Annotated in this window: 10 protein-coding genes and 1 tRNA gene; 5 read left to right on the top strand and 6 right to left on the bottom strand. The window is 63.1% G+C overall.

What is annotated here, in order from left to right:
* Positions 1–33 precede the first annotated feature (33 nt).
* Positions 34–309 (top strand): succinate dehydrogenase assembly factor 2, encoded by a 276-nt coding sequence (locus tag NUX07_RS06670; protein WP_265529796.1) that lies wholly within the window; start codon positions 34–36, stop codon positions 307–309.
* Positions 306–3782 (top strand): transcription-repair coupling factor, encoded by a 3477-nt coding sequence (gene mfd / locus NUX07_RS06665; protein WP_265529795.1) that lies wholly within the window; start codon positions 306–308, stop codon positions 3780–3782. Before NUX07_RS06670 ends, mfd begins: the two co-directional genes overlap by 4 nt.
* Here mfd and NUX07_RS06660 read toward each other — a convergent pair.
* Entirely contained in the window at positions 3779–4591 is an 813-nt protein-coding gene (locus NUX07_RS06660) for an EAL domain-containing protein (RefSeq protein ID WP_265529794.1), read from the bottom strand. The two genes, mfd and NUX07_RS06660, sit on opposite strands and share 4 nt — an antisense overlap.
* 123 nt (positions 4592–4714) lie before the next feature.
* Between NUX07_RS06660 and NUX07_RS06655 the strand changes: the two genes are divergently transcribed.
* Together NUX07_RS06655 and NUX07_RS06650 are read left to right on the top strand one after the other, a co-directional pair.
* Complete coding sequence (locus NUX07_RS06655; protein ID WP_265529793.1) at positions 4715–5488, top strand: NAD kinase; 774 nt, start codon at positions 4715–4717, stop codon at positions 5486–5488.
* A 57-nt stretch (positions 5489–5545) separates the two neighbouring features.
* Positions 5546–5620 (top strand) — tRNA-Asn (locus NUX07_RS06650).
* Positions 5621–5780: 160 nt separating this feature from the next.
* Here the strand turns inward: NUX07_RS06650 and NUX07_RS06645 are convergent.
* From NUX07_RS06645 to addA, 5 genes are all read right to left on the bottom strand, one after another.
* Positions 5781–6308, bottom strand: a complete 528-nt coding sequence (locus NUX07_RS06645; protein ID WP_265529792.1) for a GNAT family N-acetyltransferase — start codon at positions 6306–6308, stop codon at positions 5781–5783.
* 7 nt (positions 6309–6315) lie between these two features.
* Positions 6316–9456 carry a bifunctional proline dehydrogenase/L-glutamate gamma-semialdehyde dehydrogenase PutA gene (gene putA / locus NUX07_RS06640; protein ID WP_265529791.1) on the bottom strand — a complete coding sequence of 1047 codons (3141 nt, stop codon included), beginning with the start codon at positions 9454–9456 and terminating at the stop codon, positions 6316–6318.
* A 13-nt stretch (positions 9457–9469) separates the two neighbouring features.
* Positions 9470–12220, bottom strand: a complete 2751-nt coding sequence (secA, locus tag NUX07_RS06635) for a preprotein translocase subunit SecA (protein ID WP_265529790.1) — start codon at positions 12218–12220, stop codon at positions 9470–9472.
* A gap of 108 nt (positions 12221–12328) precedes the next feature.
* Positions 12329–12649: a thioredoxin TrxA gene (gene trxA / locus NUX07_RS06630; RefSeq protein WP_265529789.1), complete on the bottom strand. Its 321-nt coding sequence runs from the start codon at positions 12647–12649 to the stop codon at positions 12329–12331.
* 57 nt (positions 12650–12706) lie between these two features.
* The gene (addA, locus tag NUX07_RS06625; RefSeq protein ID WP_265529788.1) at positions 12707–16072 is read right to left on the bottom strand and encodes a double-strand break repair helicase AddA; all 3366 of its coding nucleotides are present in this window, start codon (positions 16070–16072) and stop codon (positions 12707–12709) included.
* 74 nt (positions 16073–16146) lie between these two features.
* Between addA and NUX07_RS06620 the strand changes: the two genes are divergently transcribed.
* The gene (locus NUX07_RS06620) at positions 16147–16287 is read left to right on the top strand and encodes an isopropylmalate isomerase (RefSeq protein WP_265529787.1); all 141 of its coding nucleotides are present in this window, start codon (positions 16147–16149) and stop codon (positions 16285–16287) included.
* Positions 16288–16291 lie beyond the last annotated feature (4 nt).

Here is a 16291-nt window from a genome sequence, read left to right as displayed (position 1 = left end):
GCTCGCTGCGAAATCGCTGCGGGCTGTGTTGCTATGGAAGAGACCCCGATGGACGAATTGCGCCGCGCCCTGAAATATCGTGCCTGGCATCGCGGCACACGCGAAGCCGACATGATGATCGGCGGCTTCTTCGATCGTTATAACGAGACGTGGGGTGAGCATGAGTTGGCGCTGTTCGCGGCGCTGCTGACCGAAACCGACGTCGACATCATGGCCTGGGCAATCGGCACGCAGGAAGTGCCCGAGCGCTACCAAGGGCCGATGATGGAAGCGATGCAACAGCTCGACTTTATCGAGATCCGCCGATGAGCGAAGCACTTCCCAAGATACTGAAGGCCGACGAACCCCTGACGCTATCGAGCGTGCCGACGGGCTATCTCCCGTGGTTGGCAACCGATCTGGCGCGCGCTGCCGCGCACAAAGGTGGCCGCGCGGTCGTCATCGCATCAGACGAGGCGGCGATGCGCGCCATCGCCGACACCGCGCCAGTCTTCGCGCCCGATGTCGAGGTGCTGGGCCTGCCGGCATGGGATTGCCTACCCTATGACCGGTCGAGCCCTGCGCTCCGGGTGATGACCGAGCGCTTGGGAACGCTCGCGCGGCTGATCGAGAAACCCGACAGCCCGCAACTGCTCGTCACCACGGTCAACGCGGTTGTGCAGCGCCTGCTAACGCCCGAGCGGATTGCCGGAATGACCCGGCGGCTCGAAGAAGGTGTCGAGATCGACCGCGACGAACTGGTCACCCTGCTGACCGAGCTAGGCTATGCGCGCGTCGATACGGTGCACGATGCCGGCGAATTCGCGGTGCGCGGCGCGATCCTAGACCTGTACCCGGCCGGGCTTGGCCACGCTGTGCGCCTCGACTTCTTCGGCGACGAGATCGAGACATTACGGGCGTTCGATCCTGCCGACCAACGCTCGACCGGCCGCACCGAGGGCTTTACGCTCATGCCTGCGTCCGAAAGCCTGCTGAGCGAAGGCAATATCAAGCGGTTTCGGTCATCCTATCGCGAAATGTTCGGTGCCAATGCGACTGAAGACCCGCTTTACCAGGCGGTCAGCGACGGGCGCCGGCTTGCCGGTATGGAGCATTGGCTGCCGCTTTTCGAAGAAGAACTGGCGGATTTCTCGGCCTATCTGCGCCGTCATGACGTCATTTTGCGGGATGCCAATGCCGACCAGGCTCTAGCCGCGCAAACCGAAGCGATCCGCGACTATTACGAGAACAGAAAGCGCGTGGAGGCTGCGGAGGCAGGCAGCTACCGGCCCCTGCCGCCCGATCGTCTCTACCTCGAGGACGATGACTGGGAGGCGATGAAGGCCGAGACGCCGATCCACCTCGCCAGCCCCTTTCCCGAGCCCGAAAATGATCGTGTGGTCGACCTCGACGTCGCGGGCCCGCGCGATTTCGCACCCGAGCGCGCGCAAGGCGCCAATGTCTACGAAGCCGTCGCTGATCATGTCGCCAAGCTGCGCAAAAGCGGCCGTAAAGTCGTGCTGGCAAGCTATTCCAAGGGCGCGCGCGAGCGTCTTGCCGGGCTGCTCAAGGATCATGGCGTCAAGCAGTTGACGGGCGCGGACAATTGGCAGGAGGCGCTGGGTGCGAAGGGCCCCGCGCTGCTGGTGCTACCGCTCGACCACGGCTTCACTGGTCCTGAAGTCGCGGTGCTGTCCGAACAGGACATGCTCGGCGACCGGCTGGTTCGCCGCAAGAAGCGCAAGAAGAGCGCCGATGCCTTCCTGGCCGAACTCTCTGCGATGACGCCGGGCGATCTCGTCGTTCACGAAGAGCATGGCATTGCGCGCTACGAAGGCCTGACCACGATCCAGGTGGGATCGGCACCGCACGATTGCGTCGCGCTCGAATATGCTGGCGGCGACAAGCTCTACGTGCCGGTCGAAAATATCGACGTGCTGACCCGCTATGGCGGCGGTGAGGAAAGCGTCCCGCTCGACAAGCTTGGCGGTGAGGCGTGGCAGCGGCGCAAGTCGCGCATGAAGGAGCGCATCCGCGAAATCGCGAACGAGCTCATCAAGGTCGCGGCGGCGCGCGCCACCCGCAAGGGCGAGGTCGCGCAGCCCGACAGCGCGTTTCCGCAATTCGTCGACCGCTTTCCCTATGAGGAAACCGACGACCAGGAGAGTGCGATCGGCGACGTGCTCGACGACCTGGGGTCGGGCAAGCCGATGGACCGGCTGGTGTGCGGCGACGTCGGTTTCGGCAAGACCGAGGTCGCACTTCGCGCAGCCTTCGTGGCGGCGATGGAGGGGATGCAGGTCGCGGTGATCACCCCTACCACCCTGCTGGCGCGCCAGCATTACGAGAATTTCACCGAGCGATTTCAGGGTTTTCCGATCAAGATCGGAAGACTGTCGCGGCTCGTCCCGTCGGCGGAGGCCAAGAAGACCAAGGAAGGTCTCGAAAAAGGCCAGGTCGATATCGTCATCGGTACGCACGCGCTGCTCGGCAAGACGGTCAAATTCAAGCAGCTGGGCCTCGTCATCGTCGACGAGGAGCAGCATTTCGGCGTCAAGCACAAAGAGCGGCTGAAGAAGCTCAAGAATGACGTTCACGTACTCACGCTGACCGCGACGCCGATTCCGCGCACGTTGCAGATGGCGATGACGGGGCTTCGCGAACTGTCGGTCATCCAGACGCCGCCGATCGACCGGCTGGCGGTGCGCACCTACGTGATGCCGCGCGATCCGGTGGTGATCCGCGAGGCGCTGCTGCGCGAACATTATCGCGGCGGCCAAAGCTTCTACGTGGTGCCGCGCATCTCCGACCTGCCCGACATCGAAGAGTTCCTGCGCGAGGAAGTGCCCGAGGTGAAGTATGTCGTCGCGCACGGCCAGATGACGCCGACGATGGTCGAGGAGCGCATGAGCGCTTTCTACGACCGCAAGTATGACGTGCTGCTCGCCACCACGATCATCGAAAGCGGGCTTGATATCCCGAGCGCTAACACGCTGATCGTCCACCGCGCCGACATGTTCGGGCTGGCGCAGTTGTATCAGCTCCGCGGGCGCGTCGGACGCTCGAAAACGCGGGCCTATGCCTATTTGACCACGCCGGAGGAGCGGCTGGTGTCCGAAAGCGCGTCCAAACGCCTGCAAGTGCTCGCTAACCTCGACAATCTGGGCGCGGGCTTCCAGCTGGCAAGTCACGATCTTGATCTACGCGGGGCCGGCAACCTGCTCGGCGACGAGCAATCGGGACATATCAAGGAAGTCGGGTTCGAACTCTACCAGTCGATGCTGGAGGAAGCGATTGCTCTGCAGAAGGGCGAAGCGGGCGCGGAGACGCTCAACCCCCAGATCAATGTCGATGCGCCGGTGCTGATCCCCGAGGATTATGTCGCCGATCTCGACTTGCGTATGGGGCTTTACCGCCGCCTCGGCGATTTGACCGACCGCGCCTCGATCGACGAGTTCGCGGCCGAGCTGATCGACCGTTTCGGCGACTTGCCGCACGAAGTGCAGAACCTCTTACAGGTTATTGAGATCAAGGCGAATTGCCGCCTTGCGCGGATTGCAAAAATCGACATCGGGTCGAAAGGCGCGGTCGTCACTTTTGCCAAGGACGGCTTCCCATATCTGCAAGGGCTGCTGGCCTATATCGAGCGACTGAAGGGCACCGCGAAGCTGCGGCCCGACGAAAAACTGGTCGTCAGCCGCAACTGGCGGACCGAGCATGATCGCCTGGAAGGCGCATTGCAGCTATCGCGCGGACTGGCGCGGGTCGCAAAATCGGGTGAGAAGGCGAAGGAGCCCGCTTAGGCCGCGATACTCGTCGCGCTCACGAAGCGGGACAGTTCCTCCTCATCGAGCGCCTCGGCACCGTGGAAGCCCTGGTACAGGTCGGCACCCCAACTGGCGAGCAATTCGAGCTGTGCGGCGCTTTCCACGCCTTCGACGACCACGTCGAGCCCCAGTTCGTGCGCCAGATGGATCATCGCGCGCACGACGATCCGGTCGCGATTGCCGCCAACGATGTCGGTGATCAGCCCGCGATCGATCTTCACGCAGTCGATCGGTAGGCTGGTGAGATAGGCGAGGCTGGAATAGCCGGTACCGAAATCGTCGATTGCGATGCGAATGCCCGAGGCTTTCAGCGCCATGAGGCGGTCTGCCGCGGCCTTGCGGTCGGCGACCAAGCTGGATTCGACGATTTCCACCGTCAGGCGCTCCGGATCGATGCCGCTCTTGTCGATGCGATCGAGCAAGCCCTCGAGCCGCTCGTCGCTGGCGAATTCGCAGGGCAACAGGTTGATCGAGATGCCGAGCTTGCGCATCGGCCCTGTCCAGCGCGCGGCGCGGCGCAACGCTTCCAGCTGCACATGGGCGCTCAGCGGTAATTCCATCCCGGCCTTGCGGGCGCGGGCGAACAGGCTGCCGCCGCACCCTTCCCAGCGCGCGAGTGCCTCGACAGCGTGTACGCGGCCGCTTGCCGGTTCGATCTGTGGTTGGAAGCGAATGCCGATACGCTTATCGGCAATCGCTTCCTCCAGCGCCGCGTCCCCCTTTATGAGCGACGCCGGTGTCCCCCGCCTGTCGTTCCCGCGTGTTTTCACGTCCAACTTCTCCATATCGGATTGATGGCCGAGCCAGGCAGTGCGCGCAATTTGACGCTTTACGCTGGCCCGCAACGGGACAGTGGCGCTTTTTGGCGGGTTCGCTATGGTCGCGCGCAAGACAAGCAGGAGCCCGCTTTGACCAAACTCGGCCTGATGGTGTCGACCAAGTCCAGCGCCAGAGAAGCGTTGCGCGAGATAGAGAAAGCGCATGATTTTGTGCGGCCCGAAGAGGCCGACATCGTCGTCGCACTGGGCGGTGATGGTTTCATGCTGCGGACGCTGCACGCGATGCTCGAGGGCCAGCTACCCTTGAAGCCCGTGTTCGGGATGAACCGAGGCACCTTTGGCTTCCTGATGAACGACTGGAACGCCGATGGCCTGGTCGAGCGCATCGCGGCCGCCAAGCCGATCCAGATCGCGCCGCTGCGCATGGAAGTGGAAACGCTCAAAGGCGAGAAGATCCAGCGATCGGCGATCAACGAGGTAAGCCTGCTGCGCGAAACAGGGCGTACGGCGAAGATCTCTATCAGCGTGCGCGGTCGGCTCGTCATCGAGAAGCTGGTGGCCGATGGCGTGATGGTGTCGACGCCGGCAGGCTCGACTGCCTACAACCTGTCGGCGGGCGGACCGATCCTGCCGCTATCGGCCAAACTGCTGGCGCTGACCCCGATCAGCCCCTTCCGGCCCCGGCGCTGGCCGGGCGCGATCATTCCCGATGACAACCCGGTGCGCTTCGATGTGCTGACCCCAGAAGACCGGCCGGTGAGCGCGGTGGCGGACCATTTCGAGGTCCGCGATGCCAAGACGGTAAACGTATGGCTGGAACGCGACCGCGCACTCACGATCCTGTTCGACCCCGACCACGCGCTCGACGAGCGGATCGCGCTAGAACAGTTCGCAACCAGCTAAAACAGGCTTGATTGCTGCGGCAAGGACGTTATACGCCCTGTCACGCTTTCGGGCTGCTCCCCGATAGCTCAGCGGTAGAGTAGGTGACTGTTAATCACTTGGTCGTTGGTTCGAATCCAACTCGGGGAGCCATTTTCTTCACAAGCCGCCGAACGAGACGACAGCGAACGCCAGTGAGCGTCGTTGCGTGAGAGCTGGCGCGTGCGGACTGCGGACGGCCTGCGCGCCATAGCGCGACAGGACCGACGGGGTCAGGCCGCCCTGACCCCGCTTTGCCAGAAAATCTGCCCGCTCAATCCTGCGCGAGTTCCAAGCGCATCAAAATGTCCCGCTGGGCATCGGTCCCGATCATGAAGGTATGGACGCCGAATGGCCGAAAGCCCTGGTGCTCGTAGAAAGCGATCGCCTTGGGATTTTCTTCCCAGACGCCAAGCCAGATAGCGTCCATCTGCTTGCGCCGCGCGATGTCCGTCGCAAACTCGAAGAGCGCCTTGCCCACCCCGCTTCCCTGCATCGATCCGTCAACATAGATGCGCTCGATCTCCAGCGTGTCGCCATCAACTTTTTCGGTCTGCGCATCACCGGTATTGAGTTTAAGATAGCCTGCCGTCTGGCCATCGACCTTGGCGAAGTAGAAATCCGATCCCTCGGTTTGCACTTCGCGCAATAGCTGCGCTTCGTCGAACGCCTCATCGAGATATGCGGAAAAATCGGATGGGTTATTGCCGGACTCGAACGTCTCGATGAAGGTCTGCCGCCCGATGGACGCGAGCGCCGATATGTCCGCCTGTTCGACCTTGACGATATCGATTTGCGCCACCCGCCTTCTACCCCTCGATAGCCGCCATCAGGCTAGCATTGCCGCCAGCAGCGGTGGTGTCGATAGTTGTGACGCGTTCGGTCGCGAAACGCTCGAGATAATGCGGACCGCCCGCTTTCGGGCCAGTCCCGCTCATCCCCTCGCCGCCAAACGGCTGGCTTTCCACCACCGCGCCGATCTGGTTGCGGTTGACGTAGAAATTGCCGACGCGCGCATGCTCCTGGATGTAGCGGCGGGTGCTGTCGATGCGGCTTTGCAGGCCTAGCGTGAGGCCATAGCCGGTCTTGTTGATCGCCTCGACCACCTGCGGCAGGTGCCCCGATTTCCAGCGGATGACGTGGAGGATGGGGCCGAAATTTTCGCCCGTGAGCTGCTCAAGATGCTCGATCTCGTACATCGAGGGCGGGACGTAATAGCCGTGCGCGTCGCAATCCTCGGGCACGTCGCGGCGCATGATCTTCTTGGCGTGATGATCGAGCCAGTCGAGGTGGCGGCGTAGCGCCTGGCGCGCGGTGGCATCGATCACGGGGCCGACATCTGTCTTGAGATCGCGCGGATCGCCGATGGTCTGCGCTTCCATCGCGCCCGCAATCATCTCGATCATGCCGTCGGCGACGTCGTCCTGGATGTAGAGCACGCGCAGCGCCGAGCAGCGCTGGCCGGCCGACTGGAACGATGAGGACACGACATCGCGCGTGACTTGCTCGGGTAGCGCCGAGCTATCGACGATCATCGCATTCTGCCCGCCCGTTTCGGCGATCAGCGGCACGATGGGACCTTCCTGCCGGTCGGTCAGCGACCGCGCGATCGCGCGCGCCGTATCGGTCGACCCCGTAAAGGCGACGCCCGCGGTGAGCGGATGGCCAGTGAGGTAGGCCCCCACCTTCCCATCGCCCGGAACCAGCTGGCACACCGCCTTGGGAAAGCCCGCCTGATGCAGCAGCCAGACGGCATAGTCGGCGATCATCGGGGTCTGTTCAGCGGGCTTGGCGAGCACGCTGTTGCCCGCCGCGAGCGCCGCCGAGAGCATGCCGGTGAAGATCGCGAGCGGGAAATTCCACGGGCTGATCGTCACCCACACGCCGCGGCCATGCAGGCGCAACTCGTTGGTCTCGCCCGTCGGGCCCGGGAGCGGGATCGGGTGGACGAACTTGGCGCGCGCTTCGGATGCGTAATAACGCAGGAAATCAACGGCTTCGCGCACCTCGAGGATCGCGTCGGGCAGCGTCTTGCCCGCTTCGCGGATGCATAGGCTGAAGAGCGTTTCGCGATGCTCTTCGAACAGGTCGGCGGCCTTGTCGAGCAGGCGGGCGCGTTCCTCGCCGCCCAGTCGGTCCCAGTCTGGCTGCGCTTTGGAGGCCGCCTCGAAGGCGCGATCAATGGCGCCCTCGGTGGCTTCGTGCACGACGCCGATCTCGATCCGGTCGTCATGCGGGCTGGTGATACGGCGAACCGGATGTTCGTCGCGCGACTCTTCGGTCGGCTTGGCTTCGTAGGTCTGCTTGGAGAGCTCGGCGAGACGCTCCATCAGCGGTTCGCGCACGAGCGGATCGGACAGGTCGACGCCCGCGCTGTTCTTACGCCCCGGACCAAAGATCTGGTTGGGCAGCGGGATCATCGGGTTGCGCTTGGGCTCAAGCTTTTCGAGCTCTTCGACCGGATCGCGCACCAGCTCTTCTGGCGTGAAATTCTCATCGGCGATGCGGTTCACGAAAGAGCTGTTGGCGCCATTTTCGAGCAAGCGACGGACGAGGTAGGCGAGCAACTCCTTGTGGCTGCCCACCGGGGCATAGATGCGCACCGGTGTCGGCTGTTCGTCGATGCCGCGTTCGAGCGCCTGAAGCTCCTGATACAGCTCCTCGCCCATCCCATGGAGGCGCTGGAATTCGAAACCCGGGGCGGCCTTGCGCGGGCCCGCGATGGCCTTGATCTGCGCGATCGTATTGGCGTTGTGGGTGGCGAAGGCGGGAAAGACCGCATCGGGCGCGCCGAGCAAAACCTTGGCGCAGGCGAGATAGGAGACATCGGTCGCAATCTTGCGGGTGAAGACAGGATAGTCTTCGAGCCCGCCAACCTGCGCAGCCTTGATCTCGGTGTCCCAATAGGCGCCCTTGACCAAACGGCAAAAGAATTTGCGCCCGGTCTTGCGAGCCAGGCGCACCGCCCAATCGCAGGTTTCGACACCGCGCTTTTGGTACGCCTGGATCGCCATGCCGAAGCCTTCCCAGCCATTTTCGAACAGGCTGTCGTTGCTGGCGATGGCTTCGATAATGTCGAGGCTGAGTTCGAGTCGGTCGGCCTCTTCGGCATCGACGGTGAGGTGGACGTCGGCAGCGCTGGCCTTGCGGCAAAGTTCGGTCAGGACGGGCAAGATGCCGGCTTTGGCGTCGTCAGCGTGGCTCCATTCGTAGCGCGGATGGAGCGCGGACAGCTTGACCGAAATGCCATCGACGACATGAAAGCTGTCATCGCCCCTCGCTTCCTTGGCCAGTCGGTCGATGGCGCGTTCGTACGCCTGCGCATATCGCTCGGCATCGGCGAAGGTCATCGCCGCTTCGCCCAGCATGTCGAAGCTGTGGGTGATGCCCTTCTTGCGCGACGGCTGGCCGCGCTTGATGGCCTCGCCAATCGTGCGGCCGAAAACGAACTGTCGGCCAAGAATCTTCATCGCCTGTCCGACCGCGGTGCGGATCACCGGTTCGCCGAGACGTCCGACAGCGCGGCCAATGGCGTTGGAAAGCCCTTCGGCAGGATCGTTGGCCTCATCGAGCACCTTGCCCGTCAGCAGCAGCGAGAAGGTCGCCGCGTTGACAAAGGTCGAGCGTGACTGGCCCATCTTCTCGGCCCAGCCCCGCTTCGACAACTTATCGTGGATGAGATCGTCGATCGTCTCGGCATCGGGAATGCGCAGCAGCGCCTCGGCCAGGCACATCAACGCAATGCCTTCTTCGGAGCCGAGGTCGTAGGCTTGCAGGAAGGCATCGAGGCCCGCGGCCTTGTGTTCGCGCATGGCCTTTACGAGGCTGGTCGCCATCGCGGCGGCCTCGCGCTGTTGCTGGTCGCTCAGCCGGGCCTCTTCGATCCTACGGCTTGCAAGACTATTTTCTTCCGCGCGATACTGAGCACGCAGAGCCGAACGATCGATCATATCACGCTTCCTCTTAAGCTACCGCCCCGTGGCAATGCTTGTACTTGCGGCCCGAACCGCACGGGCATGGCGCATTTCGGCTGGAGGGCGGGGTGAACTCACCCTCGGGCGCGGCATCCATCACCGGCTGCGGTGCGTCCGGCCTGGGCGACTGGCGCGGCGGAATACGGCTCATCACCGCACCGGTCTCCGCGTCGATGTCAGCCGTGTCGTCATCGCCCGACAGCGGATCAAAGTGGCTGGTGATGAAGTCCGGCAGATCGGGCATGGGCGGCGGCGCCGTAGGCTCGAGCTGGATCTTCAAGTGCATCAGCGTCTTGGTGACTTCCTCGCGAATGGTCGAAAGAAGCCGCTCGAACAGCATGAAGGCTTCCTGCTTATATTCATCGATGGGCTTGCGCTGGGCATAGCTGCGCAGGCCGATCGACTGGCGCAGCGCATCAAGCGTCGAGAGATGCTCTTTCCAGTGCGTGTCGAGGGTGCGCAGCATCACGGTTTTCTCGTGACCGAGCCAGCTTTCCTTGTCGACGCCCTTGATCTTCTCCGCCATCGCCTCGGCCGCCAGCTTCTCGAGCCGTTCGGCCATGAGTTCCTGTTCGACTTCTTCCTCGTCAAACCATTCGGCGGTCGGCACATCGAGGTTGAGCACTTCCTTGATGCCTTCCCTGAAGGCTTCGGCGTCCCACTGCTCGGGGAACGTGCCCGGCGGGCAGTAGCCGTTGACCAGGTCGTGGATGGTGTCGTGGCGGAAGTCCTCGACGACATCGGTGACGTGATCGGCATCCATGATCTCTTCGCGCTGCGCGTAGATGACCTTGCGCTGGTCGTTCATGACGTCATCATATTCGACGACCTGCTTGCGGATGTCGTAATTGCGCGTTTCGACCTTCTTCTGCGCAGTCTCGATCGCCTTTGAGATCCACGGGTGCGTGATCGCCTCCCCGTCTTCCAGGTTCTGGCGCATCAGCTTGGCAAACGCCGTCTGCGGGCCGAAGATGCGCAGCAGGTCGTCATCGAGCGACAGATAGAAGCGGCTCGCCCCCGGATCGCCCTGACGGCCCGAGCGACCGCGCAGCTGGTTATCGATACGGCGGCTTTCATGGCGTTCGGTGCCAAGCACGAACAGGCCGCCATTTTCCTTCACCTTCTGGCGTTCCGCAGCGACTTCTTCCTTGATCTTTTCGATCGCCTTGTCGCGCGCGGGGCCTTCTTCCATGTCCTTGAGTTCGTCTTCGATCCGGAACTCGACATTACCGCCCAGCTGGATGTCGGTGCCGCGGCCCGCCATGTTGGTCGAGACGGTGACCGCGCCGATACGGCCCGCCTGCGCGACGATATGCGCTTCGGTTTCGTGGAAGCGGGCGTTGAGAACGCTATGCTCGATGCCTTCCTTCTGGAAGAATTCGCTGAGCATTTCCGATTTCTCGATCGACACGGTGCCGACCAGGACGGGCTGCCCCTTCTTCTGGCGCTCTTTCACTTCCTTGGCGATGGCGGCGAACTTGTCAGTGATGTTCTTGTAGAACTCGTCATCCTCGTCGATGCGCTGCACCGGCACGTTGGTCGGGATCGACGTCACGTGCATGCCATAGATATCGAAGAATTCGGGCGCTTCGGTAAGCGCGGTGCCCGTCATGCCCGAGATCTTGTCGTACATGCGGAAATAGTTCTGGAAGGTGATCGAGGCGAGCGTCTGGTTCTCGGGCTTGATGTCGACGCCTTCCTTGGCCTCGACCGCCTGGTGCAGGCCATCGGACCAGCGGCGCCCGTCCATCATGCGACCGGTGAACTCGTCAATGATCACGACCTTGTCGTCCTTGACGATGTAATCGGTGTCGCGCTTGAACATCACGTTCGCCTTCACGGCCTGGTTGACGTGATGGACGATCTGCGCGTTCGAGATGTCGTAGAGATTGCCGCCTTCGATCAGCCCCTCGCGTTCGAGACGGCGCTCCATCTTCTCGGTGCCCTCTTCGGTGAGGACGACGCTCTTCTGCTTCTCGTCGGTCTCGTAATCCTCCTCAGAAAGGTCTTTCACCAGCCGATCGATCGCGATGTACATGTCGCTCTTGTCGTCGGTGGGGCCCGAGATAATCAGCGGCGTACGTGCTTCGTCGATCAGGATGGAGTCGACTTCATCGACGATGGCATAATGCAGCGGACGCTGGACCATCTGCGACCGGCTCATCTTCATGTTGTCGCGAAGATAGTCGAAGCCCAGTTCGTTGTTGGTCGCGTAGGTGATGTCCGAATTATAGGCGTCGCGGCGCTGCTGGTCGGTCAGGTTGGGCACGATTACCCCGACGGTGAGACCGAGGAAGTTGTGCACCTGACCCATCCATTCGGCATCGCGCGTGGCGAGGTAATCGTTGACCGTAACGATGTGGACGCCCTTGCCTTCGAGCGCGTTGAGATAGCTGGCTAGCGTCGAGACGAGCGTCTTTCCCTCGCCCGTGCGCATTTCCGCGATTTCGCCCTTGTGGAGCGCGATACCGCCGATCATCTGCACGTCATAGTGACGCTGACCGAGCGTGCGCTTGGCTGCTTCGCGGACGGTGGCAAAGGCTTCGGGAAGGAGATCATCGAGCGTTTCGCCAGCACCCAGGCGATCGCGATATTCCTGCGTCTTGGCCTTTAGCGCCGCGTCGTCGAGCGCTTCGAAGTCGGGCTCCATGGCATTGATCTTGTCGACGATCTTCTGAAGCTTGGCGACATGACGGTCGTTGGATGAACCGAAGATCGATTTGGCAAGGCCTGCAAACACGAATAATTCCCTTGGTCAGTGCGCCTCAAAAGCCCCCGGCCCGCGCACAAAATAAGACGGGGCGCGATGTAGGAAGCGCCCCGCCTTTCGTCAATCGAATTGGCCGAATTAGAGCGCGCCCTCAACCCACTGCTGGATTTGGCTTTTGGGCGCCGCGCCGACCTTTTGCGCGACCACTTCGCCGCCCTTGAACAACAGCATCGTCGGGATGCCGCGGACACCATATTTGCCGGGCGCTTCGGGGTTCTCGTCGATATTAACCTTGGCGACGGTAAGCTTGTCGCCCATTTCGGCGGCAATTTCTTCGAGCGCAGGCGCGATCATGCGGCACGGGCCGCACCATTCTGCCCAGAAGTCCACGAGCACGGGCTTGTCCGCTTCGAGTACGTCCGACTGGAAGCTGGCGTCGGTGACGGCGGTGGTGGCCATGAAATCAATCTCCTAAATAAGCTCTCGCAGTGGGATATGGGATGCAGGGTCCAATTCTCAAGCGTCGAGTGCGATCATCCGGGGTCCTGCGGTATAGAGAAGCGACGCGCTGATCGTGCGGCCCGGGAAGATGACGCGGAGCGCCGCTGCGTAGGCCTCCATCTGCTTTTGGTGGGCCGGAGGGATCTGGTCAACGTGCTCGGGGACGAGGCGCCCAGTTTTGAAATCGACAATGTCGACGCTTTCCGCTCGCACCAGCAGTCGATCGACCGTCCCGGCGATGACGCGGCCGTCCGGAAGCGTGGCGGCAATGGGCGCCTCGGCCAAGGCTTCGGTGCCGAACAAGTCAGCGAACGCGGGATCGTCGATGATCCGCAGCGCAGCGTCCATGAGATCGGCGCGACTGGCCGCATCGCTGATGCCCGCGCTCCGTTCGAGCCATTGATCGGCCACGTCGCGGCGCCGATCGGGCGCAACACCCGGCAGGCGCTCGAACAGGCTGTGAAGCAGGCTGCCACGCCGCGCTGCTTCCTGCTGCGCGGGGCCTGGCGGCGGGTAGGCGACGTCCTCGTCGACGTCGAGCGCCGAAGGGCTTAAGGGGCGCGGCGGGCGCGCTTCCTGCGGGGCTTGCTCATCGAGCCAGGCGGGCCGATCAAGTGCGGGCGGCGGCGTCATATCGGCCTTGCGCCCACGCCGGCCGCTTCCGCCTTCGTGAGCCAGCCCTTTCCCGCCCCACGGCGCATCGATCATTGCAGCATCCTGCGCCTGCAGTGCGCGCTCGACCGCGTTCCACCAGCAATCGGCGGGAAGCTCTTTCCCTCTTGCGGGAAAGGTGCCGGTGACGATCAATCGTTCGGCCGCCCGGGTAAGCGCGACGTAGAGAAGGCGCCAATGTTCCTGCAGGTCGGCTTCTTCCATCAGCGCCATGATGTCGTCGTAGGGCGCGACCCGCTCGGGCTTGCGCGGGCGGATGAGCGGCAGTGGGCCGGTATCGGGCAGCGGAAAGATGAGCTGGCTTTCTGGGCCGCCGAGCTGCTTGGGGTTAACCGTGGCATCGGCAAGGATGACGACTGGCGCTTCGAGCCCCTTGGCGCCGTGCACCGTCATGACCCGCACGGCACCGCCCGCCTCCCCAGCCTCGCGCTTGACGATCATTTCGCCGCGCTCGAGCCAGTCGAGGAAGACATCGAGGCCGCCGCCTTCGCTGCGTTCGAACTCGATCGCGGAAAGCATGAGTTCGTCGATCGGGTCCAGCGCCTCGTCACCGAGCCGTCCCGTCAGCTTGCGGCGTCCCTCGATCGGCCCGGAGAGCACATCCTCGAGGAAGCGCGCAGGCGTCTCGAAATCGGCCATGGAAAGCAGGCGCGACAAGATACGATGCGCTTCGGCGAAATGCTCGCTTTCATCGCGGCGGGCGCGGAGCGCGTCCCACAGGCTGCCCCGACGCTGGAATGCGAGCGTATGGAGCTGGTCGTGATCCCATCCGATCAGCGGAGAAACGAGCAAGCAGGCCAGGTTCAATTCGTCGAGCGGCTGCGTCGCAAAACGCAGCGTCGCGACAAGGTCGCGCACCGCCAGCGGCTCCGACAATAGCAGGCGGTCGACACCGGCAACCGGCACCTTTTCCTCATAAAGCCGCGCGACGATCAACGGGGCGAGTTGGCGCGAGCGCAGGAGAATGAGGATGTCGCCGGGCGGCGTACCCTCTTCGGTAAGCTTGGCCACTTGCTGCGCGAGATGGCGCGCGTAAAGGCGGTCGCGGTCAGGAAGCCAGCCTTCTTCGCCTTCATCTTCGTCATATTCGCCCAGCTGGAAAGCGGGCCATAGCTCAACACGGCCGCGCAGATTCTTGGCGGCAACGTGGTCGGGTGGTTTCCTGTCCAGGCCGAGCGCGTCGTATCCCTTGGTCTCGATGAAACGGTTGACGACATCGAGGATGGGTTGGGCCGAGCGGAAGCTGCGCGTGATGTCGAGATCGCGGAAATTGCGCGGGGGAACACCCTCGCCTGCCTCTTTCCATGCGCTCTCCAGTCCCTGCGCCAAGCCTTTGTAACGATTGCGTTGATCGACGAATTCCTGCGGGCGGCTGCCTTGGAACCCGTAGATCGCCTGCTTGAAGTCGCCGACCATGAAAAGGGTGCGAAAGCCCTCGCCTCCATCGAAATATTCATCAGCCATCGCGGTGATGATGTCCCACTGCGCGGCGTTCGTGTCCTGCGCTTCGTCGACAAGGATATGATCGGTCCGCTGATCGAGCTTGTAGCGCACCCAGGCACCGATATCGGGCTGCGCGAGCAGACGCCGCGACCAGGTAATGAGGTCGCCGAAATCCGCCGCCCCGGCAGCGCGTTTGGCATCGGCATAGGCCTTGGCGAAGCGCGCACCGGCGCGAAGGCCAGCGGCCTGCGCGTCCACCAGCGTGACCATGTGCGGAATGGCCGCCAGTGCTTTCCACCATTGGGCAAAGCGTTCGACATGCATCGGATAATCGGGATCAGCCGTGAGGTGCCCCTTCAACGGCTTACACGGCTCACGATCCTCTTTGCGCAGTATGCCATCAGCCAGTGCCGGAAGCAGCGATATCCGTGTCTCGACATCGCCTCGCTTGAAGGCTTCAAGCCGGTCGAGGATGGCGGCCGCGGTCTTCGCCGACGCCGCGGCGCGATTGGCGGCGATCAGACGCTCGAAGAGCAATTCGTCGATGGTCGCCAGCTTTTCTGCAAGGATGGTGTCGGCGTCGCCCTCGGGCAGATTGATGATTGCGCGCAGTATGGATCCAATTTGCGGATCGGGCGGCAGCTTGGCGAGACTGGCGCTGTGATCGGCGCAGCGCATCAGATAGTCGAGTGCACCGCCTTCACCGAGGCGAGACGACAGCGTTGAAAGGTCCTGCAGGAAGGCTCGATCACCACCCTCTTCGGCAGCGCTGGCCAAGGCAGCGAGCGTTTCCCTGGCAAGACGGTCCGCAGCGCGCTCCTCGAGCGGCTCGACCCCGGGCGGCACGTCGGCTTCTGCGGGAAAGGCGGCAAGCAGGCGCTGGCAGAAACTGTGAATGGTCTGGATCCGCATCCCGCCGCTCGCATCGAGCACGCGGGCAAACAGACGCCGCGCCGCCTCGCGATGCTCGGGACTGTCGAGCTCATCGAGTGCGCGAAGATCGCCTGACAGCCTGTCATCCTTCATCCGCACCCAGCTGGCCAGCCGCGCCATGATGCGGTTTTCCATTTCGGCCGCCGCCGCCTTCGTGAAGGTCAGGCAGAGGATGGATTCGGGCGCGACACCCTGGAGAAGCAGGCGCAGCACGCGGCTCGTCAGGACATGCGTCTTGCCCGTGCCGGCCGAGGCCGAGAGCGATGCGTGCGCAGCGGGGTTGGCCGCTTTCTCCTGATTGCCCTCCAACGGGAAAAGTTGGTTCCTGCTCATGCAAAAGCCCTCTTGGAATGCAGCGCAGCAGCGCTTAGAGCGCTGCGCATCCCCTCACCGATTGAAAGAGCATCATGACCGACACGCCTGACAATGAATCCAAGGACCGGGGCAAGGCGATCAAGACGGCGGGCGTGGCCGTGGGCATCGGCTCGGCTGCGATCGTCGCGGCGCTGCTTTATGCCAATCGCAAGGGCAAGAAGAAGGACGACTAGCGTT

The sequence above is a fragment of the Sphingomicrobium marinum genome, assembly GCF_026157105.1.
GTDB classification, from domain to species: Bacteria; Pseudomonadota; Alphaproteobacteria; order Sphingomonadales; family Sphingomonadaceae; genus Sphingomicrobium; species Sphingomicrobium marinum.
This window is presented reverse-complemented; position numbering and strand designations above follow the sequence as displayed.

What these genes read in the sequence shown, in the direction of transcription:
- NUX07_RS06670 (WP_265529796.1), top strand. Translation starts at nt 34, where the DNA reads ATGGAAGAGACCCCGATGGACGAATTGCGCCGCGCCCTGAAATATCGT.
- mfd (WP_265529795.1), top strand. Translation starts at nt 306, where the DNA reads ATGAGCGAAGCACTTCCCAAGATACTGAAGGCCGACGAACCCCTGACG.
- NUX07_RS06660 (WP_265529794.1), bottom strand. Translation starts at nt 4,591, where the DNA reads ATGGAGAAGTTGGACGTGAAAACACGCGGGAACGACAGGCGGGGGACA.
- putA (WP_265529791.1), bottom strand. Translation starts at nt 9,456, where the DNA reads ATGATCGATCGTTCGGCTCTGCGTGCTCAGTATCGCGCGGAAGAAAAT.
- trxA (WP_265529789.1), bottom strand. Translation starts at nt 12,649, where the DNA reads ATGGCCACCACCGCCGTCACCGACGCCAGCTTCCAGTCGGACGTACTC.
- addA (WP_265529788.1), bottom strand. Translation starts at nt 16,072, where the DNA reads ATGAGCAGGAACCAACTTTTCCCGTTGGAGGGCAATCAGGAGAAAGCG.
- NUX07_RS06620 (WP_265529787.1), top strand. Translation starts at nt 16,147, where the DNA reads ATGACCGACACGCCTGACAATGAATCCAAGGACCGGGGCAAGGCGATC.